Annotated in this window: 23 protein-coding genes; 3 read left to right on the plus strand and 20 right to left on the minus strand. The window is 69.3% G+C overall.

Annotation, left to right across the window (positions count from 1 at the left end; all coding sequences use genetic code 11):
- Nucleotides 1-21: 21 nt before the first annotated feature.
- Entirely contained in the window at nucleotides 22-2547 is a 2526-nt protein-coding gene (locus NQ165_RS12740; RefSeq protein WP_257533740.1) for an ATP-dependent Clp protease ATP-binding subunit, read from the minus strand.
- Between the two features lie 306 nt (nucleotides 2548-2853).
- Here NQ165_RS12740 and NQ165_RS12745 point away from each other — a divergent pair, with 306 nt between their 5' ends.
- Nucleotides 2854-3468 carry a DUF2975 domain-containing protein gene (locus tag NQ165_RS12745; protein WP_257533741.1) on the plus strand — a complete coding sequence of 205 codons (615 nt, stop codon included), beginning with the start codon at nucleotides 2854-2856 and terminating at the stop codon, nucleotides 3466-3468.
- The gene (locus NQ165_RS12750; protein ID WP_257533742.1) at nucleotides 3465-3701 is read left to right on the plus strand and encodes a helix-turn-helix transcriptional regulator; all 237 of its coding nucleotides are present in this window, start codon (nucleotides 3465-3467) and stop codon (nucleotides 3699-3701) included. Before NQ165_RS12745 ends, NQ165_RS12750 begins: the two co-directional genes overlap by 4 nt.
- Nucleotides 3702-4029: 328 nt before the next feature.
- Here NQ165_RS12750 and NQ165_RS12755 read toward each other — a convergent pair whose 3' ends face one another.
- The 4 genes from NQ165_RS12755 to NQ165_RS12770 all read right to left on the minus strand — a co-directional run bounded on the left by NQ165_RS12755 (nucleotide 4030) and on the right by NQ165_RS12770 (nucleotide 7958).
- Nucleotides 4030-4974, minus strand: a complete 945-nt coding sequence (locus NQ165_RS12755; protein WP_257533743.1) for an endonuclease domain-containing protein — start codon at nucleotides 4972-4974, stop codon at nucleotides 4030-4032.
- A 455-nt stretch (nucleotides 4975-5429) separates the two neighbouring features.
- Nucleotides 5430-6182, minus strand: coding sequence for a hypothetical protein (locus NQ165_RS12760; protein ID WP_257533744.1), 753 nt, complete (start codon nucleotides 6180-6182; stop codon nucleotides 5430-5432).
- A gap of 62 nt (nucleotides 6183-6244) precedes the next feature.
- Nucleotides 6245-7711, minus strand: a complete 1467-nt coding sequence (gene cls, locus NQ165_RS12765; protein ID WP_257533745.1) for a cardiolipin synthase — start codon at nucleotides 7709-7711, stop codon at nucleotides 6245-6247.
- 43 nt (nucleotides 7712-7754) lie between these two features.
- Nucleotides 7755-7958 carry a hypothetical protein gene (locus NQ165_RS12770; protein ID WP_257533746.1) on the minus strand — a complete coding sequence of 68 codons (204 nt, stop codon included), beginning with the start codon at nucleotides 7956-7958 and terminating at the stop codon, nucleotides 7755-7757.
- Nucleotides 7959-8110: 152 nt separating this feature from the next.
- On the opposite strand from NQ165_RS12770, the gene NQ165_RS12775 reads away from it, so the two are divergent.
- Nucleotides 8111-9229 (plus strand): DUF4192 domain-containing protein, encoded by a 1119-nt coding sequence (locus tag NQ165_RS12775; RefSeq protein WP_257533747.1) that lies wholly within the window; start codon nucleotides 8111-8113, stop codon nucleotides 9227-9229.
- A gap of 108 nt (nucleotides 9230-9337) precedes the next feature.
- Here the strand turns inward: NQ165_RS12775 and NQ165_RS12780 are convergent, their stop codons facing one another.
- The 15 genes from NQ165_RS12780 to folE all read right to left on the minus strand — a co-directional run bounded on the left by NQ165_RS12780 (nucleotide 9338) and on the right by folE (nucleotide 23346).
- Nucleotides 9338-10264, minus strand: a complete 927-nt coding sequence (locus NQ165_RS12780; protein ID WP_257533748.1) for a BadF/BadG/BcrA/BcrD ATPase family protein — start codon at nucleotides 10262-10264, stop codon at nucleotides 9338-9340.
- Between the two features lie 77 nt (nucleotides 10265-10341).
- Nucleotides 10342-11079, minus strand: coding sequence for an N-acetylmannosamine-6-phosphate 2-epimerase (locus NQ165_RS12785; RefSeq protein WP_257533749.1), 738 nt, complete (start codon nucleotides 11077-11079; stop codon nucleotides 10342-10344).
- Nucleotides 11076-11780 carry a GntR family transcriptional regulator gene (locus tag NQ165_RS12790; RefSeq protein ID WP_257533750.1) on the minus strand — a complete coding sequence of 235 codons (705 nt, stop codon included), beginning with the start codon at nucleotides 11778-11780 and terminating at the stop codon, nucleotides 11076-11078. The genes NQ165_RS12785 and NQ165_RS12790 overlap by 4 nt, the downstream gene beginning before the upstream one ends.
- A 27-nt stretch (nucleotides 11781-11807) precedes the next feature.
- Nucleotides 11808-12683: a carbohydrate ABC transporter permease gene (locus tag NQ165_RS12795; protein WP_257533751.1), complete on the minus strand. Its 876-nt coding sequence runs from the start codon at nucleotides 12681-12683 to the stop codon at nucleotides 11808-11810.
- A gap of 5 nt (nucleotides 12684-12688) precedes the next feature.
- A complete protein-coding gene (locus tag NQ165_RS12800) occupies nucleotides 12689-13600 on the minus strand; it encodes a carbohydrate ABC transporter permease (protein ID WP_257533752.1) in 912 nt (303 codons plus the stop codon).
- Nucleotides 13601-13677: 77 nt separating this feature from the next.
- Nucleotides 13678-14991, minus strand: coding sequence for an extracellular solute-binding protein (locus NQ165_RS12805; protein WP_257533753.1), 1314 nt, complete (start codon nucleotides 14989-14991; stop codon nucleotides 13678-13680).
- Nucleotides 14992-15577: 586 nt separating this feature from the next.
- Complete coding sequence (lysS, locus tag NQ165_RS12810; RefSeq protein WP_257533754.1) at nucleotides 15578-17104, minus strand: lysine--tRNA ligase; 1527 nt, start codon at nucleotides 17102-17104, stop codon at nucleotides 15578-15580.
- Between the two features lie 64 nt (nucleotides 17105-17168).
- Complete coding sequence (locus tag NQ165_RS12815; RefSeq protein WP_257533755.1) at nucleotides 17169-17864, minus strand: DUF2520 domain-containing protein; 696 nt, start codon at nucleotides 17862-17864, stop codon at nucleotides 17169-17171.
- Nucleotides 17861-19957, minus strand: a complete 2097-nt coding sequence (locus NQ165_RS12820; RefSeq protein WP_257533756.1) for a PH domain-containing protein — start codon at nucleotides 19955-19957, stop codon at nucleotides 17861-17863. The genes NQ165_RS12815 and NQ165_RS12820 overlap by 4 nt, the downstream gene beginning before the upstream one ends.
- 11 nt (nucleotides 19958-19968) lie before the next feature.
- Nucleotides 19969-20589 (minus strand): PH domain-containing protein, encoded by a 621-nt coding sequence (locus tag NQ165_RS12825; RefSeq protein WP_257533757.1) that lies wholly within the window; start codon nucleotides 20587-20589, stop codon nucleotides 19969-19971.
- The gene (locus NQ165_RS12830; protein WP_257533758.1) at nucleotides 20540-21037 is read right to left on the minus strand and encodes a DUF3180 domain-containing protein; all 498 of its coding nucleotides are present in this window, start codon (nucleotides 21035-21037) and stop codon (nucleotides 20540-20542) included. The genes NQ165_RS12825 and NQ165_RS12830 overlap by 50 nt, the downstream gene beginning before the upstream one ends.
- Entirely contained in the window at nucleotides 21034-21588 is a 555-nt protein-coding gene (gene folK, locus NQ165_RS12835) for a 2-amino-4-hydroxy-6-hydroxymethyldihydropteridine diphosphokinase (protein ID WP_257533759.1), read from the minus strand. The genes NQ165_RS12830 and folK overlap by 4 nt, the downstream gene beginning before the upstream one ends.
- Entirely contained in the window at nucleotides 21585-21956 is a 372-nt protein-coding gene (gene folB / locus NQ165_RS12840; RefSeq protein ID WP_257533760.1) for a dihydroneopterin aldolase, read from the minus strand. The genes folK and folB overlap by 4 nt, the downstream gene beginning before the upstream one ends.
- The gene (folP, locus tag NQ165_RS12845; protein ID WP_257533762.1) at nucleotides 21953-22759 is read right to left on the minus strand and encodes a dihydropteroate synthase; all 807 of its coding nucleotides are present in this window, start codon (nucleotides 22757-22759) and stop codon (nucleotides 21953-21955) included. The genes folB and folP overlap by 4 nt, the downstream gene beginning before the upstream one ends.
- A complete protein-coding gene (folE, locus tag NQ165_RS12850; protein ID WP_257533763.1) occupies nucleotides 22756-23346 on the minus strand; it encodes a GTP cyclohydrolase I in 591 nt (196 codons plus the stop codon). Before folE ends, folP begins: the two co-directional genes overlap by 4 nt.
- Nucleotides 23347-23354 lie beyond the last annotated feature (8 nt).

Raw genomic sequence — 23354 nt, forward strand, 5'->3', positions numbered from 1 at the left:
GTCGATCTCGTGGTGCGGTGGTTACTCCGCGCCGGCGATCATGTCGGGCGTCGCCGAGATCTCGCCGGCGGTGCCCACTCCGATGGCCACCTTCTCGCCGCGCGGGGCGCTCTCGAAGGTGAATCCGTTGGCGTCGGAACCGACCTTCACGTGGTCGCCCGCGTTCAGCTGACCGTGCAGGATGCGCTCGCTGAGCTGGTCCTCGATCTCGCGCTGCATGGCGCGGCGCAGCGGCCGGGCACCGAGGGTCGGGTCGAAGCCGATCTCGATGAGCCGGTCGGTCGCCTCGGGCGACAGCTCCACCGTCATGTCACGGTCGAGCAGGCGCTCGGCCAGCCGCTTGGTGAACAGGCCGACGATCTGGCGAAGCTCGTCCTTGTTCAGCTGCGGGAACACGATGATGTCGTCGAGGCGGTTGAGGAACTCGGGCTTGAAGTGACGCTTCAGCTCCTCGTCGACCTTGCCCTTCATGCGGTCGTACGAGGTCTGGGCGTTGCCCTCGACCTGGAAGCCGACCGGGCCGCCTGCGATCGCCGACGAACCGAGGTTCGTCGTCATGATGATCACGGTGTTCTTGAAGTCGATGACACGACCCTGACCGTCGGTCAGGCGTCCCTCCTCCAGGATCTGCAGCAGCGAGTTGAAGATGTCGGGGTGCGCCTTCTCGATCTCGTCGAAGAGCACGACCGAGAACGGCTTGCGCCGCACCTTCTCGGTCAGCTGGCCGCCCTCTTCGAACCCGACGAAGCCGGGAGGGGCTCCGAACAGGCGCGAGACGGTGTGCTTCTCGCCGAACTCGCTCATGTCGAGCGAGATCAGGGCGCCCTCGTCGTCGAAGAGGAACTCCGCCAGCGCCTTGGCCAGCTCGGTCTTTCCGACGCCCGTGGGGCCGGCGAAGATGAACGAGCCGGAGGGACGCTTGGGGTCCTTCAGGCCGGCGCGCTGACGACGGATCGTGCGCGACAGCGCCGCGATCGCCTCGTCCTGACCGATGACGCGCTGGTGCAGCGCCTTCTCCATGAAGACGAGCCGGCTGGACTCCTCCTCGGTCAGCTTGAACACCGGGATGCCGGTGGCCTGCGCGAGCACCTCGGCGATCAGGCCCTCGTCGACCACCGCGTGGCTGGCGACGTCACCCGAGCGCCACTGCTTCTCCAGGCGCAGACGCTCGGCGAGCAGGGACTTCTCCTCGTCGCGCAGAGCTGCGGCCTTCTCGAAGTCCTGGTCCTCGCTGGCGCGCTCCTTGTCCTCGCGGACCTTGGCGATCTTGTCGTCGAACTCGCGCAGCTCCGGCGGGCTCGACAGGATCGACAGACGCAGGCGGGCGCCGGCCTCGTCGATCAGGTCGATGGCCTTGTCGGGGAGGAACCGGTCGCTGACGTAACGGTCGGCGAGGTTGGCCGCCGCGACGATCGCGCCGTCGGTGATCTGCACCTTGTGGTGCGCCTCGTAGCGGTCGCGCAGCCCCTTCAGGATGTTGATCGCGTGGGGCAGGCTCGGCTCAGCGACCTGGATCGGCTGGAAGCGGCGCTCCAGCGCGGCATCCTTCTCGAAGTGCTTGCGGTACTCGTCGAGCGTGGTCGCGCCGATGGTCTGCAGCTCACCGCGGGCGAGCAGGGGCTTCAGAATGGATGCCGCATCGATCGCGCCCTCGGCTGCACCGGCACCGACGAGGGTGTGGATCTCGTCGATGAACACGATGATGTCGCCGCGGGTGCGGATCTCCTTGGTGACCTTCTTCAGGCGCTCCTCGAAGTCACCGCGGTAGCGGGACCCGGCGATGAGCGACCCGAGGTCCAGCGAGTAGACCTGCTTGTCCTTCAGGGTCTCGGGCACCTCGTTCTTGACGATCGCCTGTGCGAGGCCCTCCACGACGGCGGTCTTGCCGACGCCGGGCTCACCGATGAGAACGGGGTTGTTCTTCGACCGGCGGGAGAGGATCTGCATGACCCGCTCGATCTCCTTCTCGCGCCCGATGACAGGGTCGAGCTTGTTGTCGCGGGCGGCCTGGGTGAGGTTGCGCCCGAACTGGTCGAGCACCGCCGATCCACCCTGGGCGGGCGCGTTCTGCTCGCCGGGGCCGGCGGCGACGCCGGCGGGTTCCTTGCCCTGGTAGCCGCTGAGCAGCTGGATGACCTGCTGGCGCACCTTGTTCAGGTCGGCGCCGAGCTTGACCAGCACCTGCGCGGCCACGCCCTCACCCTCGCGGATGAGGCCGAGCAGGATGTGCTCGGTGCCGATGTAGTTGTGGCCCAGCTGCAGGGCCTCGCGCAGCGACAGCTCGAGCACCTTCTTGGCACGCGGCGTGAACGGGATGTGTCCCGTCGGCTGCTGCTGGCCCTGCCCGATGATGTCCTGCACCTGCTCGCGCACCGCGTCGAGCGAGATACCGAGCGACTCCAGCGCCTTGGCGGCGACACCCTCGCCCTCGTGGATGAGGCCGAGCAGGATGTGCTCGGTACCGATGTAGTTGTGGTTGAGCATCTTCGCCTCTTCTTGGGCGAGCACAACCACACGACGGGCACGGTCCGTGAATCTCTCGAACATCGTCGACTCCTCCAAGCGCACAGTTCTGGCGCTTACAAAAAAGGGTAACGACCGGGGAGGGCCGGTATGCCCGTGTTCGCCACGGGCGGATGCCGCGCGGGCGGCGAGACGGCCACTCGGACGGATGCCGTGAGGGCGGCGGGGCGGCTGCGCGGCATCCGCCCCGCCACCGCTTCGCCGCCGCCCCGCCGCCGCTTCGCCACCGCTCCGCCGCCGCCCCGCCGCCGCTTGACGCACATATCGAGAATCGATAACATAACGGCTATCGATATTAACGATCTTCGTTATGGAGGAAGCATGTCGCAGATGACGGCACCCGAGCGCACCCTGTCGAGCGGCGACAGGTTCGCGCTGATGTTCATGATGATCGCGGGAGCGGGGCTGGCGGTCGGCGCGATCGTGTCCGCCGTCGTGCGCATCGTGGATGTGCTCACCGCCGACAGCGTCGAGGTGCTCGCGGAGTTCGTCGGCACGCCGGCGCTCGCCCCGATCGGCGTGGACGGGGCAGGCGTCACCGTCGCGCTGGAGACGGCCGTGCTGACGGTCGCGGACCTCCCCGTGGCATCCCTCTGGTCGATCGTCATCCAGCAGGTGCTCATGGTCGCCACTGTCGTCATCGTGCTCACGTGCCTGCTGCTCCTGTCCCGCAGCGTGCTGCGCGACCGGGTGTTCAGCCGCACGAACACCCGACTCGTGACCACCGCGGGACTCACCGCGCTGCTGGGCGCGGCCGCCTACCCGTTCTTCGGGAACATGGCCGCCAACGGCGCGTTCGCCGCACTGTCGGACGGGACGTTCGACAACGTGCTCATGTCTGTGGACGTGTCGTCGCTGCTGATGCTCGGCTTCATCGCGGCGCTCGCCTCCACCGTGTTCACCGTGGGCGCCCGGCTGCAGCGCGAGACCGAGGGCCTGGTATGACCCCCGCCGAGGGCGACGGCCCCACCGGCATCCACTGCCGGCTGGACGAGCTGCTCGCCGAGCGCGGGATGACGCTCGCACGGCTGTCGGAGCTCGTGGGGGTGTCGGTGGTGAACCTGTCGGTGCTGAAGAACGACCGCGCGCGGGCGATCCGGTACTCGACGCTGTCGGCGGTGTGCCGCGCGCTGGACTGCGAGGTCGGCGACCTGCTCGTGCGCGCCGACCCGCGCTAGCCGCGGGCGGTTGCGGGGGCCGGGGGCTGGCGCAGGCGCTCGGGGCTCGCGCGGGCGCTCGGGGCTCGCGCGGGCGCGGCCCGCGGGGGGTCGGGGGCTCGCGGTCGGGGCCCGTGGGCTGCTCAAGTGTCGCTTCCGCACAGTCCCGCTCGGCTCCACCCGCCAGATTCGACACCGGAGCAGCGCCGGCGCGCGGCGGCCACGCGGCGGGCGGGCGGCGGCCGGGCGCGCGCATAGCGCGGTTCGAGTGTCACGTCCGCACGGTCAACGCACGCGACCGCCCCACCACATGCGACACCGGAGCGGCGCCGGGCGGGGCGCACCGGGCTCAGGCGGCGGCGCGGATCGCGCGGCGCACGCGGAGCGCGAGGCGCTCCGGGTGCAGGAACAGCTCGTCGCTGGTGACGCGGATGACACGCCACCCTTCAGCGGCGAGCTGCTCGTAGCGCCGGATGTCGCTCGCCCACTGCGTGGCATCGAAGAGGTGGTGCGCGCCCTCGTACTCGACCGCGACCTTCCACTGCGGATAGGCCAGATCCACGCACGCGATGAACCGACCGGCCCCATCGACCACAGAGTGGTTGATGAGCGGTTCCGGCAGGCCGGCATCCACGATGACGAGCCGCGTCCAGGTCTCGGTGCGGGACGCGACGCGCGGCCGCACCTGCACCAGCGCCTCCCGCAGCGCGCGCACCCCGACGCGGCGCTTCGTGAAGACGGCGGCCTCGAGTTGCGCGCGCGTGGCGAGGGGCCGTGCGGCGTCGTACCGCCGGTCGCTCACCAGAGCGTCGGCGACCGCGACGAGATCGTAAGGATGCCGCAGCACGCTGCCGAGCATCGCCCAGGTGCTGGCCGGCGTCGGCACCGGAAGGCCGTGCTCGGGATGGATGGTCAGCCGCACGTGTTCCGGCTGCACGCGATGACCTCGGAGCCCGCGAGCCCGAGCCGGACGTCGCGGATGCAGCACCGCTACGTCGAGTTCGTCGTGCGCGAGAAGGATGCCGGGAGGAAGCGGCACGCCCCACAGGACAGCGGCCGTCAGGTGCGAGAAGAACGTTCCGTCGCTGAGTCGCAGGTGCGCGATAGCGGCGCGATCCATGATCTCGTCCTCGGGCCGCAGCACCGGCGGCCGCCCATCACGCACGACGTAGACGGCGTGGAAGGGATGCTCGAGATCTGCCGCGCGGAGCCGCGAGCGTCCGACACCGGCCGCCGTGGCATCCGCCGTCGTGAACGCCGGCAGCAGGAATGCGGGGAGCGGACGACGGAGCATGTGCACAACCTGGCATCCGCCGGGCGCCCGGCGCGGAGCAGGGCCGCCATATGGGGACGGATGCCGGGCGTCCCCTGCCTGTGGAGGAGTCGCCGCGCGTCGCCGCCCGGCGGGCCCGGGGCCGCTCCGGTGTCGCGTCCGCACGGTCGGAGCCCGGGGCGCCCGCCATCCTCGACACTCGAGCAGCGCGGCCGCGGGAAACGACGGCCCGGCGCCGCTCCGGTGTCGCGTCCGCACGGTGCAAGCCCACAGCACCCGCCATCCTCGACACTCGAGCAGCGCGGCCGCGGGGCCACCACGGCGTTCGTGACCGCGGGCCCGGCGCCGCTCCGGTGTCGCGTCCGCACGGCGAGGGCCCGCCTCACCCACCATTCGCGACACTCGAGCAGCGCCGGCGCGGCGCAGCGCTGGCGCGGCGCGGCGCGGCCGGCGCGGCCGGCGCGGCGCGCCGCGGGTCAGCGCAGGATCGTCGTGGTCACCGGCTCCGCGAACTCCGGCCCGCCGCCGGTCAGCGTCAGGGTGACCTCCGCGTCGTCATCGACCTCGGTGCCGCCGTCGAGGTACGCGAGGGCCGCCCGCGGGGCGATGTCCATCGTGCACATGCGATCCGCCTCGGGTTCGGCGAACGTGACCGTCACGGCATCCGCCGCCGTCGCCTCGACCGACTCGATCACCGGCGCGCACGACGAGGAGCCCCACGTGAGCACCACGAAGGCGCCGTCATCGACCCATCCGGCGCTGGGCGCGTAGTCGGTCTGCCCGGCGGGCGCGGCGAGGCCCGGGATGCCGTCGAGCTCCAGGTCGGCGCCGTAGTCGTCGCCGGTGACGAGGATCTCGAGGTCCTGCGACGGGTCGACGCCTTCCGGCACGCCGACGACCGTCACCCGCGGGCTCATGTCGGCGGTGCAGGGGGTGTCGCCGGCGGGGTCGACGAGGGTGACCTCCAGCACTCCGTCGGACGTGACCGTCGCGGCATCCGCCATCGGCACGCACGTCGACGATCCCTGGGTCACGATGCCGATCATGCGCCCGCCGTCGAGCCAGGTGGCATCCACGTCAGTCTCGATCACGTCACCCGGGGCCGCGGTGCCCGGCGAGCCCGGCGATGCGGGGGATGCCGGGTCGGCGGTGGCACAGGCGGACAGGACGCCCGCCAGCAGCACGGCGAGGCCGGCACCGGCGAGCACGGGACTCAGTCGCAGGGTCATGGCCCTATCCTGGCGTGTTCCGCTCGACGTTGCCCGCACGTGCGGTCACGGGGAGATAACACTCATTGCAGTGCCGAGGTCAGTCGCGCCAGGTTGTCGAGCACCGTGGAGCGCAGCGGCTGCTGCTCCCATTCCTCGAGGGTGAGTTCGCGGCTGAGATCCCGATAGCCCTGCTCCACGTCGCGCATCTCCCGCACGAACTCCTCGCCGCGCACCATCATCGAGATCTCGAGGTTCAGACCGAACGAGCGCATGTCCATGTTGCTGGAGCCGATCACGGCGACCTCGTCGTCGACGGTCATCGACTTCGCGTGCAGGATGTAGGGCTTGCGGTACATCCAGATGCGCACGCCGGCACGCAGGAGGGCCTCGTAATAGCTGCGCTGGGCATGGTAGACGAGCGCCTGATCACCCTCCTCCGAGACGAACAGCTGCACGTCGACCCCGCGCTGGCAGGCGGTCGAGATGGCCAGCAGCATCGATTCGTCGGGCACGAAGTACGGGCTCACGATGATGAGCTTGCGCTGGGCGGCGTACATCAGGCTCAGGAACAGCTTGAGGTTGTTCTCGAACTCGAACCCCGGGCCGGACGGCACGATCTGGCAGTCCAGGTCGCCCGGGCCGGCGGTGACGTCGAACAGGTCGATCTCGTCGGTCAGTGTCTCGTCGGTCTCGCTGTACCAGTCCGAGAGGAAGACGGCGTTGACGGATGCCACGACCGGCCCCTCCACCCGCACCATCAGGTCGACCCAGTGCAGGCCGCGGCGGAGGTTGCGCTTGAGGTTGTAGGTGGAGTCGGTGATGTTCTGCGAGCCGACGAACGCCACCACTCCGTCGACGACGAGCAGCTTGCGGTGATTGCGCAGATCGGGGCGCTGGTACTTGCCCTTGAGGGGCTGCACCGGCAGCATCAGCTGCCACAGCGCCCCCATGTCGGTGAGCCGGCGCAGCGTCTGCTTGTAGTACGGCTTGCCGCGGTTGGCCCAGTGGTCCATCAGCACGCGGACGACGACGCCCCGTGCGCGCGCCTCTTCAAGCGCGCGGAAGAAGTCGTCGGTGGTGGGATCGGACTGCAGGATGTAGAACTCGACGTGCACGTAGTGCCGCGCCGCGCGGATCGCCTTCGCCTGCGCGGCGAGCGACGCCTCATAGTCCGCGATGAGGTGGGCGGCATTGTCGCCGGCCAGCGGCAGCGCTCCGAGGGCGCGGTTGAGCGCAACGGTCGCGGTGAACCACTCCGGCGCATGGGGCCGCAGCGTGCCGAAGTCGAGGTGCTCGCTGGTCTCGTGGATGTACTCGTTGATCTGATCCTGCTTGCGCCGCCGCTTGCGAGGCAGCCGGGGGTTGCCGATGAGCAGGAAGAGGAAGACTCCGACCAGCGGGATGAAGTAGATCGCCAGGAGCCAGGCCATCGCCGCGGTGGGACGACGGTTGCGCGGCACCACGATGATGGCGGTGACACGGACCACGAGGTCCGTGATGAACACGAGGATGACCCACCACGTCCAGTCGACGGTGATGCTGATCACTTACTCCCCCGATGCTCTGAGGTCAGCGTATCGGGGGCTACGGTCATCGTGCGCGGCGTGCAGCCTCCGGCGCTTCGGACACCGGCGGCAGCCCGCGCTTGGCGCGCTCCTCCGCCTCGATGCGGGCGTGGACGCGACGCTCGGTGCGGTCCATGCGCATGATCGAGCGCAGCACGAACCAGAAGAGGCCCGAAACCACCAGAGTGGGGAGCAGGGCCCACAACACGCCAGCCCACACAGTGTCCATGCCCTCCATCGTACGCGGCGCGCCGGTGCGGCCGGTCCGCCCCCGGCGTCGGGAGGCGGCGCTCTCTGCACCGGGGGCGACTTTCGGCATCCGTCCACAACGGGGGTCGTGCGGGCGCAACGCCGGCGCGCCCGAGTCGCCACGCTGTCGGCATGACCACGATCGTGAAGGCGGCGGATGCCGCGCACTTCCTCTCCCTCATCCCCGCGATGCTCGGCTTCACCCCGCGACGGAGCCTCGTGCTGGTCCCCTTCCACGGGGTGCGCAGCATCGGCGGCCTCCGTCTGGATCTGCCCCGCGACGACACCGACCTCGACGCGTTCGCCGGCACGTGCCTGGGCATGATCTGCCGCATACCCGACGCCGACGCGTTCGCGGCGGCGATCTTCTCCGATGATGCGTGCGCCGACGGCCTCCCCGGTGCCGAGCTCGTCGCTGCGCTGCGCCGGGGCGCCGACGCCTGCGGCGTGCGGGTCACCGATGCCCTGAGCGTCGGCAGCGACGGCTGGGGTTCGCACCTCGATTCGGACTGCCCGCCCGGCGGGCGCCCACTCGGTGCGCTGACACCCGTGCAAGTGTCGGATCCCCCGGCTGCCGGCGATCAGGCGTCGGGCGCCGAGCTGCCCGTGGTGGATGCCGCCCGTGTCGCGGCCGTCGGTGACGCACTGCCCGCACTGCTCGCGGCGCTCGACGGCCTGCGCGTCCCGGTCGGCGCACCGCGCGGCACGGGCCGGAACCGACCGCGCATCCACCCGGAGGCCTTGGCGGTGGCGGAGCGGCTCGATGACATCGTCGACGTGTTCGAGCAGGCTCTCGCCACCGATGCCCCGACCGCGTCACCGTTCCTGGCCGCGCTGCTGGTGTGGTGCCTGTCCCGCCCGGCGCTGCGCGATGTGGCGATCGTCCAGTGGAGTGCCGACGCGCGCCGGGGCCACCGGGCCTTGCAATCGCAGCAGCGGTGGGAGGAGGGCGAGGACTACCCCCTCGACCTGGCGAGGACGATGTGGGGCGACGGTCCACGCCCCGACCCCGAGCGACTGACGCGCGCGCTGACGCTCACGCGCGACGTCGCCGCCCTCGCACCCGAGCCGTTCCGTCCCGGAGCGCTGGCGACCTGTGCATGGCTGTCGTGGGCACTGGGCCGATCGACGCACGCGGAGCGGTATGCGCTGCTCGCCCTCGACATCGAGCCGACGCATGGTCTCGCTGAGATCGTGCTGACCTTCGTCAACGCCGGGCATCTGCCCGACTGGGCGTTCCGCCGCCCATGACGGGACGGCGCGCGCATCCGCGATCGTTACTCTGATTGCCTGGAAAATCTCCCGGCGTCGTAGCCTCACGCGGCGCGTCGATGGGAGCGTGCCCCGTCTGCGTCGCGATCAGTTGATGCGACTGTCGCGGACCATGGGCGCGTACCCGGCCGGGTCTATGGTGAGCAGCCGGACGACACCATCAAGGGGCCCACGATCCGGCGCGACGCGTGTGCTTTGCGGGAGAAGGACGCCTAACTGGGCGTCTATACCGGGCTGAAGGAGATCATCACCGCCGGCTAGACGTCCGATCAAAACCCATGGCACCTTGCCACCGAGTCCTGCTCGCGATGCTGCTGCGGCTATCACGCCGCCGATGTGCTCGCCTGCTTGCCGCCAGATGTGAGCGGCGACGGCGTCACCTTCGCGGGCGATGTCGGCGACGTCTTTCGCGAACGAAGCGACGACAGCCACGGGGGCGGGCTCGGCGGCGAGCAGCGCGGGAAAGGCATCTACAGCCCCGAAACGCGCTTCCAAGCGATTCAGCAGCGCGGGTGAGGCGTTCGAACGGCCGTCCGCGGCGCTGATAGCCGCTATAAGACCCTGCCGCCCGATCCACCACCCCGATCCCTCATCGCCGATCATTCCACCGACCCCGTCAACACGGGCGGCGCCGGCGGGCCCGTGTGCAAGGCCGACCATCCCGGTGCCAGCTGCAACGACGACGCCGTCCTGGTCTCCGCGCGCTCCAAGGTAGGCAGTGACGGCATCATCGGCGACCACCACGGACGTGGTTCCGACGGCACGATGAAGTCGGGCAAGAAGATTGTCTGTGGGGGGCACGTGTCCGTAGAGTCCGGTACTTCCAACCGCGACGGCGTCGATGGTGTCGAACCCGAGCCGGTCGGCGGACTCCTCCACGATCCGGGCAATGGTCTCGAGCGGGTCAGACCCGTAGGCGAAGCCGTCCACTTCGAACTCGACATCAGAGCGTTCTGCGTGAACGGCTCGTATGCGGGCCTGGGTTTGTCCGATGTCGATAGCAAGGTCGACCACAGTGGATCACTTTCTCTGTTGTGAGCGTCGCAAGACCGTCCGCCACGCACATGTCCGATGGGATAGGGGCGCCGCGCTCAGTCTTGGCGGTGGCTTTCCGCGAGGACGGTCCGCTCTTCGGCGAGGGCCTCGACGTACCAGGAGGTGATCGAGGCGGGGTGCGTGATTGCTGTTCCCACGACCACGGAGTAGGCGCCGGCGGCGAGGGCTGCGCGGGCGTCGTTCGGTGTGTGGATGCGTCCTTCCGCGAACAGCGGGACGCTTAGGCGTGCAGCCAGAGTGTTCACGAGCTCAAGGTCCGGTCCTGTCGTCCGCGGCCGTTCTCCGGTGTAGCCGGCGAGGGTGGTACCAACGATGTCGGCACCAGCATCCTCGGCAGCGAGCCCGTCATCAGCGCTTCCGGCGTCGGCCATGACGAGGACGTCGGCGCGCCGTTTTAGCTCACGGATGGTCTGCGCCAGGGAAAGCCCGTCCGGACGTTCCCGGCGGGTGCCGTCGATGGCGACGATGTGTGCGCCGGCGCCGGCGACCGCGACTGCGTGATCGAGGGTGGGTGTGATGAACACGCCTTCCGCGCCGACTTTCCAAAGGCCGATCTGCGGCACGGTGACGCTCCGCGCGATCGCGCGGATGTCGCCCAAACCCTGCGCACGGATGGCAGCTGCCCCACCAATGACGGCAGACTGCGCGATGCGGGCCATGGCGTCGGGATCCCGCAGCGGTTCGCCGGGGTACGCCTGGCACGAGACGATGAGGCGGCCCCTCAAAGTGTGGAGCATAGAAGTCTTTCTCTCGTCGAGTTGATGGAACGTCATTTATCGTCCCGAGTGACGGCCAGTTGGAAGGTGTACCTATCCGCACGGTAGGTGGTACGGGCGAACTCGATCAGTTGGCCTTTGCGAGACGAGCTGACCCGGGTGACCGAGAGGGCCGCGGAGCCTGTGGAGACATCCAGCAATTCGCTGTCCGAGCTGGACAGCGCGATGGCCTTGATTTCCTGCTCGGCGCGGAACACTTCGTAGCCCGCAAGGCGGAGTTGCTCGTACAGCGACTCGCCGAGGTTCAGAGACTCGGTTTCCAGGACCGAGGTAGGTAGGTAGACATCTTCGAGAGCGATTGGGGTGCCGTCTGCGAGCCTCAGTCGTCGAATCAGGGTCACCTCACTAGAGGCCGGCAGCCCGAGGGCGGTCGAGACGTGATCGGGGGCGGCTATGCGAGCAACCTCCAGCACCCGCGATGAGGGCGTCGCACCCCGGCTGATCATGTCCTCAGTGAAGGAAGTCAGCTTCGGTGTCTTCGAGAAGATATCCGCCGACCCGACGTAGGTGCCGGAGCCGCGGATGTTGTAGACCCGGCCCTCGTCGACGAGCACAGAAATGGCCTTGCGGATAGTCATGCGACTCACTCCGTGGATGGCCATCAACTCACGCTCGGACTCCAATGCGTCGTGGGGGGCGAGCGACTGGGCGATAGAGTCGCGGATGCTTGCTGCGACCTGTTCGTACTTGTGCGCCATGATCGTGTCCTTCCGTGCCTGTCGTCGTCATCCCTTGACCGCGCCGGCGGACAGGCCGCTGACAAGGTACCGCTGGGCGAAGATCGCGAACAGCAATGGCGGCAAGGTCGACAACACCGATGCAGCGGAGATGTCCCCCCACCGAATACCGGTACTGGTGATGAAGTTCGCGGCGCCGAGCGTGACAGGGGTGGCCCGGGAGGTAGACAGGACCAGCGCGAACAAGTAGTCGTTCCAGCTGAAGATGAATACAAGCACCGCCACGGCAACCATGGTGGGTGCGAGGAGCGGCAGAACGATGGATCCAAGCGTGCGGTAGATGCTGGCACCGTCCACGGCGGCCGCTTCCTCGATCTCCTGCGGTATGTCGCCCAAAGCGGCGGAAAGCAGGATGATTGCCAGCGGCAGGTTCAGGAACGTGTTCGCCGCGATCAGGCCCAGGATGGTGTCTGCCAGGCCCAGCGTCGAGAACAGGATGAAGAACGGCACGACAAAGAAGATGGCCGGCAGCAACCGAAGGCCGGAGGCGCTGCTGATGATCCATCGCCCACCGAATTTCAATCGCACGATTGCGTAAGTGGCGGGGATCGCGATTATCAGCACGAGCAAGACGGTCCCGACCGCGATCATCGCCGAGTTAAGGAAGAACCGCGGGAAGTCGTATCCCGACGCGTACAACACGTTGGCGTAGTGATCGAGGGTCGGCGAGGCGGGCAGACCCATGGGGTTTCTTGCGATCTCCCCGTCTGGCTTGAAGCTGACCAGTGCGGCGTTCAGGAGGGGGACGTTCACGATGAAGGCGATGGCGCCCGCAATGCTCGTGAACAGCCAGAGCCTCGGGCGGCGAGTTGTCTTGCGGGAAGACAAGCCAGGGACGATTGCCTGCGTTGAGTTCTGGGCCACAGTAGTCACTTCTTGGCCTCCATTCCGGTCGAGGAGATGCGTCGCACGATGAGCGGAACGAACGGGATCAGGACCACCAGGACGACCAGTGCGGCGGCGGCTGCCTTTCCGAAATCACCGGACTCGAACGCGGTCTTGTAGATGTAGATGCTGAGAGTGGTGGTGCTCGTTCCCGGGCCTCCGGCGGTGAGCACGTAGATCACGTCGAATGTGCGGATGGCATCGATCGCGCGAAGGAAGAACGCGGCGAACAGCACCGGCTTGAGCACGGGGATCACCACGGAAGTCAACGACCGAAAGTAGCCTGCGCCGTCCATCGATGACGCCTCAAGAAGCTCTTTGGGAAAGGATTGCAAACCCGCGTAGATGATCAGGAACGTGAACGGTGTCCACTGCAGTACGTCCAAGACGACGAGCAGCGGAACGATGGAGTCAGGCGAGAACAGCGAGACGTTCAGCCCAAAGCTCTCCAAGAGTGCGGGGAGGGCGCCGATGTCTCCGTTGAGCAGCAGTCGGAACATCACCCCCAGCAGCGCCGGGGCGACCATGATCGGCAACAGAAGGAGTGTGAAGACTAGCTTCTTGCCCGGGAACACGCGGTTCATCAGGAGGGCAAGCCCGAAGCCGAGCACCATCTCGATCGCCACGACAACGGCGGAAAAGCCGATAGTGAAGCCAGCGGCTTTCGCGAAGCCGCCGCTGCGGAACAAGGAGATGAAGTTGGCGATGCCGTTCAGTTCGTTGGTCTGATTCAGCAAGGTGCTGCTCTGGAAGGCGGTGAGCGCGCCCGATGCGAGCGGGTAGATCACGAAAACTGCGGCGAACAGAATTAGCGGCAAGCTGAGAATCGCAGCCGCGGTGGTGCGCTTTCGGCGCTCCGCGGCGATCGACTTAGCGCGTTCGACGGTGTGAGACATCTTTGGTCGACCTTCTATGCAGGGGGAAGACTGAGGGGCGGGTTAGACAAGTGCCCGCCCCTCAGGAGTTCGCTCAGTTAGCCGAGCAGTTCTTGCAGGTTCGCGTTGGCGGTCTCCAATGCGCTATCGATGTCGACCTGTCCCACCCAGGCACCGCTGAGGTCCTCTGCGATCTTGCTGTACCCCTGGAACGTCTGAGGGAACACCGGCACCGAGTACCCGTTCTCGGTGATCGTTTCGGAGACAAGAGTGAACGCCGGGTTGAGGTCCCCGTTCGCCTCCAGCACAGCGGGTACGGCCGGGATACCACCCGCCTGTGCGTACTGCGTCATCGCGTCCTCAGTCGCCAGGAACGACAGGAACTTTTTCGCCGCCGCCTTGTTCTCGCTGTACTTGTTGAGCGAGACGGCGAGAGCGTGCACGTGGGTCTTGCCGCCCGGAACCGGGGCGATCGCGATCTTCCCCGCCACATCGGGCGACTGGGCAGGGTCGTTGAGCGAAGCAAACGCGGCCGACCACTGAATCGCAAACGCGGTGTTGCCCGACTGCAGCGCAGCCTGCGTCTCAGGGAACTCCGCCTGGGAGCTGTCCGGCGAGGTCCACCCGTTGGTGTAGATGTCGGAGTACAGCTGAACAGCCTTCTTCGCCGCGTCGCTCGTTAGCGCCGCCTGGCCGTCGTCTACCCAATTACCGCCATAGCCCCACAGCACGTCGTTCCAGATCATCGTGTTGTAGAGCAGGTTCTTCGCCTGGATGACAGTGCCGTACTTGGTCGGCGAGCTGGGGTTCTCGCTCTGTGAGAAGTAGGCCGCGGCGACCTTGAAGTCGTCCAGGTCCCACTCGTTCGGGTCCTTGGGCGCGCGCGACTCGCCGAGTACCGACTCACTGATGCGTTCGTAGGCGGCCTGCGCCGTCGGGTCGACCAGCAGTGCGTCGGTCAGGTCCTTCCGGTAGAGCAGGAAGTGGTTGCTTACATCCAGCGGCAGCGCGTAGAGCTCGCCTTCGTAGGTGAGTCCCTCGGCGGCGACCGGGAAGTACGACGAGGTGTCGATATCGGTAAGCGGATCCAACGATGGTGCGAATTGCCCGATGTTGTACGACGCCGTGAAGTAAATGTCGACATCGGAGGACTTCGACGCCATCAGGGCGGATTCCTTCGAGAACGTGTCCTGGCGCGAGAGCATCGTCAGCTCAACGTTGACACCGTCTTCCTTGCCCTGTTCAGCGTTGTAGGCGTCGACGACCTTGATCATCGCCTCGCCCTCAGGTCCCGGCCAAGACACGAGCTTCACGGTGCCTTCGCCGGAGCCCTGGTCTCCGCCGGATCCACTCGATCCTGCCGAGCAACCTGCCAGCAGTACGGTCGACGCGATCATTGCGCCGATCGCCATCGCTTTCCTACGCATTTTACCTCCAGTGGTACGGTCCAGTGAGGAAATCATCGTGGCAGAGAATAGCGCGACGCCAGAAAAACGTAATTTTATGGAAACAATTGGTACGACCCAGTTCACGAATTGGGAACTGAGTCGAGGTGTTGAAGCCAGCCTCAGGCTCGGGCAGGGGCGGCTCTCAGCCCACGAATGCCCGCGCGCACCGGCCGCTCCTGAGCAGCGCCGACCCCGGGAGATTGCAGCGGCGCGCCGATCGCCACGGGATTCCGCACGCCGGCCGGGGCGGCAGGGGTGGGTGTCTGTCCCGAATCCGTCAGCTTGACCACCGGAGCAAGCCATCTCGCTGTTGGACGATGCGGGGGGTCGCTCCAGCTCACGCTTGTCGTCGTTCCGGCTTGCGCGGTGGATCAGCACGCAGACGGATGCGGTCATCGACGGTCGAAACAACCCTCACGTAATCAAGTGAATCCGATAGGCGCACGACTCGCATCCCGTTCCGCCGCCCATGACGAAACGGCGCCCGGCGCGCGACCGAATGCGCGACCGCAACGGGGCACGCAGCCCTCGGCACCCTGCCCCGCGGGCGCTACTTGACGAGCGGGAACAGGATGGTCTCGCGGATGCCGAGACCGGTGATCGCCATCATGAGGCGGTCGATGCCCATGCCCATGCCACCGGTGGGCGGCATGGCGTGCTCGAGCGCGCGCAGGAACTCCTCGTCCACGCGCATGGCCTCATCGTCGCCCTGCGCGGCGAGCTTGGCCTGCTCGACGAAGCGCTCCCGTTGGATGACGGGGTCGACGAGCTCCGAGTAGCCCGTCGCGAGCTCGAAGCCGCGGATGTAAAGGTCCCACTTCTCCACGACTCCGGGGATCGAGCGGTGCTCACGCACCAGCGGGCTGGTGTCGAGGGGGAAGTCCATGACGAAGGTCGGACGGGTCAGGTCGCCCTTGACGAAGTGCTCCCAGAGCTCCTCGACGAACTTGCCGGGCGTCGCGATCTTCGCGGGAACCTCGATCCCCACCTCAGCGGCGAGCGCGGTGAGCTCGTCGAGCGAGGTCTGGGGGGTGATGGCGCGACCGGATGCCGCAGACAGCGAGTCGTACATCGAGATGCGGTCCCATTCGCCGCCCAGGTCGTACTCGGTGCCGTCCGCCCACGTCACCGTGGTGGATCCGGCGACGGCGATCGCCGCGTTCTGCACCAGCTCCTGGGTGAGGTCGGCGATGCCGTTGTAGTCGCTGTATGCCTGGTAGGCCTCGAGCATCGCGAACTCGGGGCTGTGGGTGGAGTCGGCGCCCTCGTTGCGGAAGTTGCGGTTGATCTCGAACACCCGGTCGATGCCGCCGACGACGGCGCGCTTGAGGAACAGCTCCGGCGCGATGCGCAGGTACAGCTCCGTGTCGAAGGCGTTGGAGTGCGTCACGAACGGGCGGGCGGCGGCACCGCCGTGCTGCACCTGCAGCATGGGCGTCTCGACCTCGACGAACCCGTGCGCGGCGAACGTCTGTCGCAGGCTCGCGTTGACGGCGGCCCGGGCGAGGACGGTCTCCCGCGCCTGCGCCCGCGAGATGAGGTCGAGGTAGCGGGAGCGCACACGGCTCTCCTCGCTGAGCTCGGTGTACAGGTTCGGCAGCGGCAGCAGCGCCTTCGAGGCGATCGACCACTCCCGCACCATGATCGACAGCTCGCCGCGGCGGCTGGAGATGACCTGCCCGCTGACGAAGACGTGGTCGCCGAGGTCGACGAGGTCCTTCCACGCCTGCAGCGACTCCTCGCCCACCTCGGCGAGGGACACCATCGCCTGGATGCGGCTGCCGTCGCCGGACTGCAGCGACGCGAAGCACAGCTTGCCGGTGTTGCGGCTGAACACGACGCGGCCGGCAACGCCCGCGGTGACGCCGGTCTCCGCGCCCGCCTCGAGGTCTGCGAACCGCTCGCGCAGCGCGGGAATGGTGTCGGTGACGGGCACCGCCACCGGGTAGGCGCCGCCGGCGGCATCCGCACGCTCGGCGATCAGCCGCTCACGCTTGGCGAGTCGCACGGCCTTCTGCTCGAACACATCCTCTTCGGAGGCAGGCTCGGACGGCGCGGAAGGGGGCTGATCAGTCACAGGGGCTCCTCGGAAAAGTCAGGCCCCAGTCTACCGGCGGGGCTGTGTGCGCCCGCCGGGGTGGTCACTCCTCTGCGGGACCGCCGCCGGTCTCAGTCAGCGCCCGGTCGATCGTGGAGTGCACGAGCGTCGACAGGTAGCTGCCCGGGTTCTCGATGCCCGCCTGCGCCAGCAGCGCCGTGGCCTGAGCGACGATCGACTGCGAGAACTCGGTCGCCGTCGCGATCGCCTCCGCGTACGCCGGCCGTTCCTCCTCCGAGACCACGACCGGCTCGCAGCCGAGCTCGACGGCGAGGGCCTGCGCGATCGGCAGCACCGCCGCCGGCGCCGCAACCGCGGCGTGTGCGTCGACCAGCTGCCGCAGGTCGATCGTCGTGCCGGTGAACGTGATCGCGGGATGCAGGGCGAGGGGGATGGCGCCCCGCGCGGCCGCAGGCGCCAGCACCTGCACGCCGTAGGCGGGGTCGGTGTGCAGCACCAGCTGCCCCGGCTGCCACGCACCCACCTCGGCCAGCCCGCTGACCAGACCGGGGAGCTCGGCGGAAGGCACGGCGATGACCACCAGCTCGCTGCGTCGTGCGATCTCCACGGCGTCGAGCACCGGGACTCCCGGGAGGATCGCCTCCACGCGGTCGGGGTCGGAGCCCGAGGTGATGCCGACCAGGGCATGACCGGCCCCGGCCAGTGCAGCGCCGATCACCGGGCCCACCCTGCCGGCGCCGATGATGCCGACGCCCAGGCGTGCGGCGCCACGGTTCATCGCGGGTCCTCCGGCTTGTGCGCATCGGGCAGACGCCACCGGCGCGGCTCGTCGAAGTCCACCCCACCGGCGTGCTCCGCCTCCGGGTCGCCCGCGGACGGGGCTCCGTCGTGCGGATCCACGGCACGGGAGGGTGCCGGCGGCTGAGCGGGCGGGCTCTCCGACACCGGCGGCCGCATGGGCGGCTGCTCGGGCACGGGGACGCCGACGGCGCGCAACCGCGACCGCACCGGCGCGACGACGTTCACATCCGGCTCAGCAGCCGCGGGCTCGCCGGGATCCGGCGCAACAACAGCGGTGGGCCCGGAAGCGAACGCACCGTGCGGGTTGTGCTCGGCGGCGACCGCGGCGTTCGCGGCGGCGACCGCGGCGTTCGCGGCGGCGACCGCGCCGCGCTCACCCGCGCCCGGCTCAGCGACGCCCCACTCCGCGCTCTCGCCCGCCCAGCGGTGCGAACGGTCGGCGGCGGCGGCGCGCACTGCGGCATCCTCGACCGCCTCCAGCAGCGCGATGGCGTCGCCCCTGTCGATCGCGGCCACGTTCGCGTAGATCGGCCCGGTCACGATGTGCCCGCGCACCGAGGCGACACGCAGCATGCGGTCGATCGGCCCCTGGTACACCCCGAAGCTCTGCAGGCGCGCGAGGGGCAGGATCGCCAGCTTGCGCCAGATGAGTCCACGGCGCATGAGCAGCAGCTCGTCCGTGAGGAGGAATCCGTTGCGACGCCACGACAGCAGACGGATGATGCGGGCGCGGTGCGGCGTCGTCGTGAACGGGTCATCGCCGTCGGGCCCGGCGATGCCCTGCTGCAGCAGCGTGGGAAGCTCCTCGGCGGAGGTGGCCGGTGCGAGCAGCTGCAGCACCCGCTGCACGTCGGCATACGTGCCCACCGGCAGCACCGTCGTGAACTGGTCGGCACCGCTTTCCATCGCACTGCGCCCGGTGAGGCGGTTGATCTTGATCGTCCACCAGCCGAACCCGCGCCACAGCACCGACTGGCTCACCTCGAGGGCGTGCACGCGCCCCGGAGGGATGATCTCGGTGATGGTCGTGAGCAGCCCGAACGTGATGCGCACGCCGTCGCGGGTGGGCGCGATCGAGTAGCGCAGCGACCGCACGATCTGCCGCACCCAGTAGGCGCCGAAACCGATCAGCGCGGGCACGAACGTGAACAGCAGCCAGGGCGTCCCCACGATCGAGGCGACGATGATGGCGATCACGCCGACGATCAGCATGACGCTGCTCGGGCTCACGACCTGGGATGCCACCAGGCGGCCGACCGGGATGTGCACGACCGACTCGGGTGCCTCGGCCTGCTGATCGTCACCCTCGATGATGCCGGTGAGACCGCGGTTCACGGTCTGCGCGAGCGACCCTCCCCCGCGCGCGACCGCCGCGGCGCCCAGCCGCTGGCCCGATGCGAGGCGCAGGATGTCGGCACGCACGGCCTCGGCGTTCGCCGTCGACAGGTACTCGAGCTTGACGTTCGAGTCGGTGCCGGCGCCGACCACCTCGAGCTTGGCCATGCCCAGCAGCCGCGCGATCATCGGCCGCGTCAGGTTGACGCCCTGCACCCGGTCCAGCGGCGCACGCCGCTGCGTGCGGAACAGGATGCCGCTGCGCACTTCGACGTCGTCGCCGGTGATGCGGAAGGTGTGGAAACGCCATGACAGGTAGAAGCCCGCGATCAGCAGCAGGACGACCCCCGCCACGACGGCCAGCGCGACGAGGAGGAGGTTGTTGGCGAGCACGAAGTCGATCGGATCGCCGCCGCCCTGCCATTCCTCCCAGTCCTCGGCGTCGGCCCGCCCACCCGACAGACCGGGCACGAACAGCCCGATCAGGCGGTCGCGCAGGTTCGCGATGACCACACCGGCGATGACGATCAGCGCCAGTCCGCCGCGCAGCAGCGGGGTCAGCGGATGCAGGCGATGCCATTCGCCGTCGCTGAGGGGCGAGCGCACGAGAGCAGGCGGCGGCACGGGCAGGCCGTCGGCGGTGGTGGCCGTCGTGGTGAGCGGGGCGGTGCCCGCGGGCGCACCCGGCACCCCACCCGGCACGGGCGGGGTCGCGGCCGTGGGCTGGTCGGTCATCGCGGCATCCGTCACAGGCCTGTGCGCCGGCTCTCGGCGACCGCGATGAGGTGGTCGCGCAGCGCGTCGGCTGCCTGCTGCGACAGTCCGGGGATGGTCACGCCGGTCGTGGCGGCGGCGGTGACGAACTTCAGCTGCGCGATGCCGAAGCCGCGGTCGAGCGGCCCGTGGGTGATGTCGACCAGCTGCATGCGGCCGTACGGGACGGCGACGATGCGCTGCCAGAGGATGCCGCGGCGGAACACGAGGTCGTCGTCGCGCAACTGGTAGCCGATGGCGCGCACCTGCCGCGGCAGGATCGCCATCGGCCAGATGATCACGACGGCGGCGATCGCGGCGGGGATGAGCGCCCAGAGCTGGTCGAGCAGCAGAGTGAGCACGAGCGTCGCGGCGATCAGCAGGACGAGGGCGACGCCGTAGCTGATCAGCTGCACCGAGAGATAGCGGCGCGAGATCTGATGCCACACCCCCTGCTCGAGCGCCAGCCGCCCCTCGCCGCGCGGCTCGACGAGGCGGTCGTAGGTGCCGCTGTCGAGGGCGTCGTCGATGCGGGTCGTTGCAGCCGGCTCGACTTCGGCGGGGTCAGTGGTGGGAGGGAGTGGTGTCCGGCCCGGGGGCTGGGGGTTCGTCATCGTCGTCCTTCCGGATGGTGCAGAGCTGTTCGGCGACGAGCCCTGCCGCCACCAGGATCGCCCCGCCGACGGCTGCCGCCACGAGAGTGCTCAACGAGCCTAGCGACGGATCCGACGGGCGCGTTGCGACGAAGGCCCCCATGCCGACCGCGAAGCCCGCAACGGCGGCGCCGAGGATGCTCGACGCCTTCGCGAGCATGGCGATGCGCAGCGCCTGGAAGGGGTTGACCGGCGGCGCCTCGGGAGAGGCGACCCCGCGGGTGGCCCGTGAGATCGGCAGGGCCAGCACGATGAGGATCGCCCCCAGCGCCACGAGCAGGACGGGCAGCATGAGCGACGGGGTGAACGTCGGTCGCCCGGCGGCGGTGAGCGCCTGGTCGACGATGAAGCCGGCGCCGAGGCCGAGCACCCCGGCGACGGCGAGTACGGCGGCGCCGGTGCGCTTCACGATCGCCCCCCGTCGGTCTGCAGGGCGCGCAGAAGCTCGTCGACGCGGCCGCGGCCGGGGAGCACCGCGTCGGGGTCGACGCTCAGCCACGGCCGCAGCACGAAGTCGCGCTCCGCGGCCCGGGGGTGCGGCAGCAGCAGCGCGGGATCGTCGCTGCGCACGTCGCCGTAGGCGATGAGGTCGAGGTCGAGGGTGCGGTCCTGCCAACGGGCGGCGCCCGGCACGCGGACAGCACGGCCGTGGTCGGCCTCGATGGCGTGCAGGAAACCCAGCAGCACGCTCGGAGCCAGCCGGGTCTGCAGCACCGCCACCGCGTTGAGGTAGGCCGGCGCGTCGGGGTCGGGGCCGTCGGGGGTGAGCGCGATCGTCTCGATCGGCTCCGAGGCGACGACGTCTGTGGTCAGCGGCAGCCGCGCGAGGCTGCGCAGCGCCTCGGTCAGCGTCGCCTCCCGGTCTCCGAGGTTCGCCCCCAGCGCGACGACGGCGCGCACCGGCGGCGCGTCCACGCGGTCGTGCTCGGAGCGGAAGCCCTGCGCGAGTCGGCGGCTCATGGCATCCGCCCTCGGGTCACAGTGACGCTGACGTCGCCAAAAGGCACCGGGATGGGCGCGGCCGGCTTGTGCACGGTGACTCGCACCCGCTGCACGAGGTCGCGGGCGAGCACCGTGTCGGCGATGCGGGAGGCCAGGGTCTCGAGCAGGTCGACGGGGTCGCCGGCGAGGATCGCGGCGATCTCCTCGGCCAGCTCGCCGTAGTGCACCGTGTCGGCGACGTCGTCGCTGCGGGCCGCGGCCGCCAGGGAGAGGAACAGCACCACATCGGCGACGAACTCCTGCCCGTCGCGGCGCTCCTCGGGGTACACCCCGTGACGCCCGAATGCGCGGATGCCGGTGACGGCGATTTCATCCAGGTCGCTCACGCGGCCGCTCCGTTCTGCCAGGCTGCTGCGACGGCCAGTGCGTCGCGGGTCGCGGCGGCATCATGCACGCGCACCGCCCAGGCGCCGGCCTGCGCGGCCAGCACGCTCGTCACGGCGGTGGCGAGGTCGCGGCGGCGCTCGTCGGCCTCGGGCTCGGGCAGCGCCGCGGCGAGGAATCCTTTGCGGCTCGCGCCCACGAGCACGCGCAGGTCGAGGGCGGCCAGCTGGGGCAGGTGCCCGAGCACGGTCCAGTTCTGCTCGCCGCGCTTGGCGAAGCCGAGCCCCGGGTCGACGATGAGGCGCTCCCGGCGGATGCCGGCCTCCTCCGCCGCCGCGACGCGTGCACCGAGCTCGGTGACGACGTCGGCGACGAGGTCGTCGTAGACCGCGCCGGCGTACATGTCGGTGGCGTGGCCGCGCCAGTGGCCGATGGCGAAGTCCGCTCCCGCCGCTGCGACCGCAGCGAGCATGCCGTCATCGGCGAGGCCACCCGAGACGTCGTTGACGATCCGCGCGCCCGCCGCGACGGCCGCCGCGGCGGTGTCGGCGTTCATCGTGTCGATGCTGACCACGGCTCCCGTCTCCGCCAGGGCGGCGACCACCGGCAGCACGCGGGCGCGTTCGACGGCGGATGCCACGCGCTCGGATCCCGGACGGGTGGACTCTCCGCCCACGTCGAGGATGTCGGCGCCGGCGGCCAGCAGGCTCAGCCCGTGGGCGATCGCGGCATCCGCGTCGGCGTACCGACCGCCGTCGCTGAAGGAGTCGGGGGTGACATTGACGATCCCCATGACGAGCGTCATCGTGCGCCTCCCGCCAGCAGCGTCATGATCTCCGCGCGCGCGGCAGGCTCGGCCAGCTCGCCGCGGGCGGCGACGGTCACGGTGGAGGCATCGGGCTGACGACCGCCGCGCATCGTGACGCACTGGTGCGTCGCATCGAGCACGACCACCACCCCTCGGGTGTCGATGGCGCCGGCGATGGTGTCGGCGATCTGCTCCCCCAGTCGCTCCTGCACCTGCGGCCGAGCGGCGAGGATGTCGACGACCCGCGGCAGCGCGCCGAGGCCGACGACCTGCTCGCCGGGCAGGTAGGCGATGTGCGCGTGCCCCGCGAAGGGCAGCAGGTGGTGCTCGCACATGGAGCGAAACCGGATGTCGCGCAGCATCACCGCGCCGGAGGGCAGCGTGTCGGGCGCGGGGCCGCGGGAGACGCTGATCGTGTGGGCGAGCGGCTCGCCGGGGTCAGCGCCGACGCCGGCGAAGAACTCCGCATACGCATCGGCCACCCGCTGCGGCGTCAGCCGCAGGCCGGGACGGTCGGGGTCCTCACCGATCGCCTCGAGCAGCTGACGCACGAGGACCGAGATGCGCTCACGATCGACGGACACGCTCCGAG

The sequence above is a fragment of the Microbacterium sp. zg.Y1084 genome, assembly GCF_024623595.1.
Lineage (GTDB): Bacteria > Actinomycetota > Actinomycetes > Actinomycetales > Microbacteriaceae > Microbacterium > Microbacterium wangruii.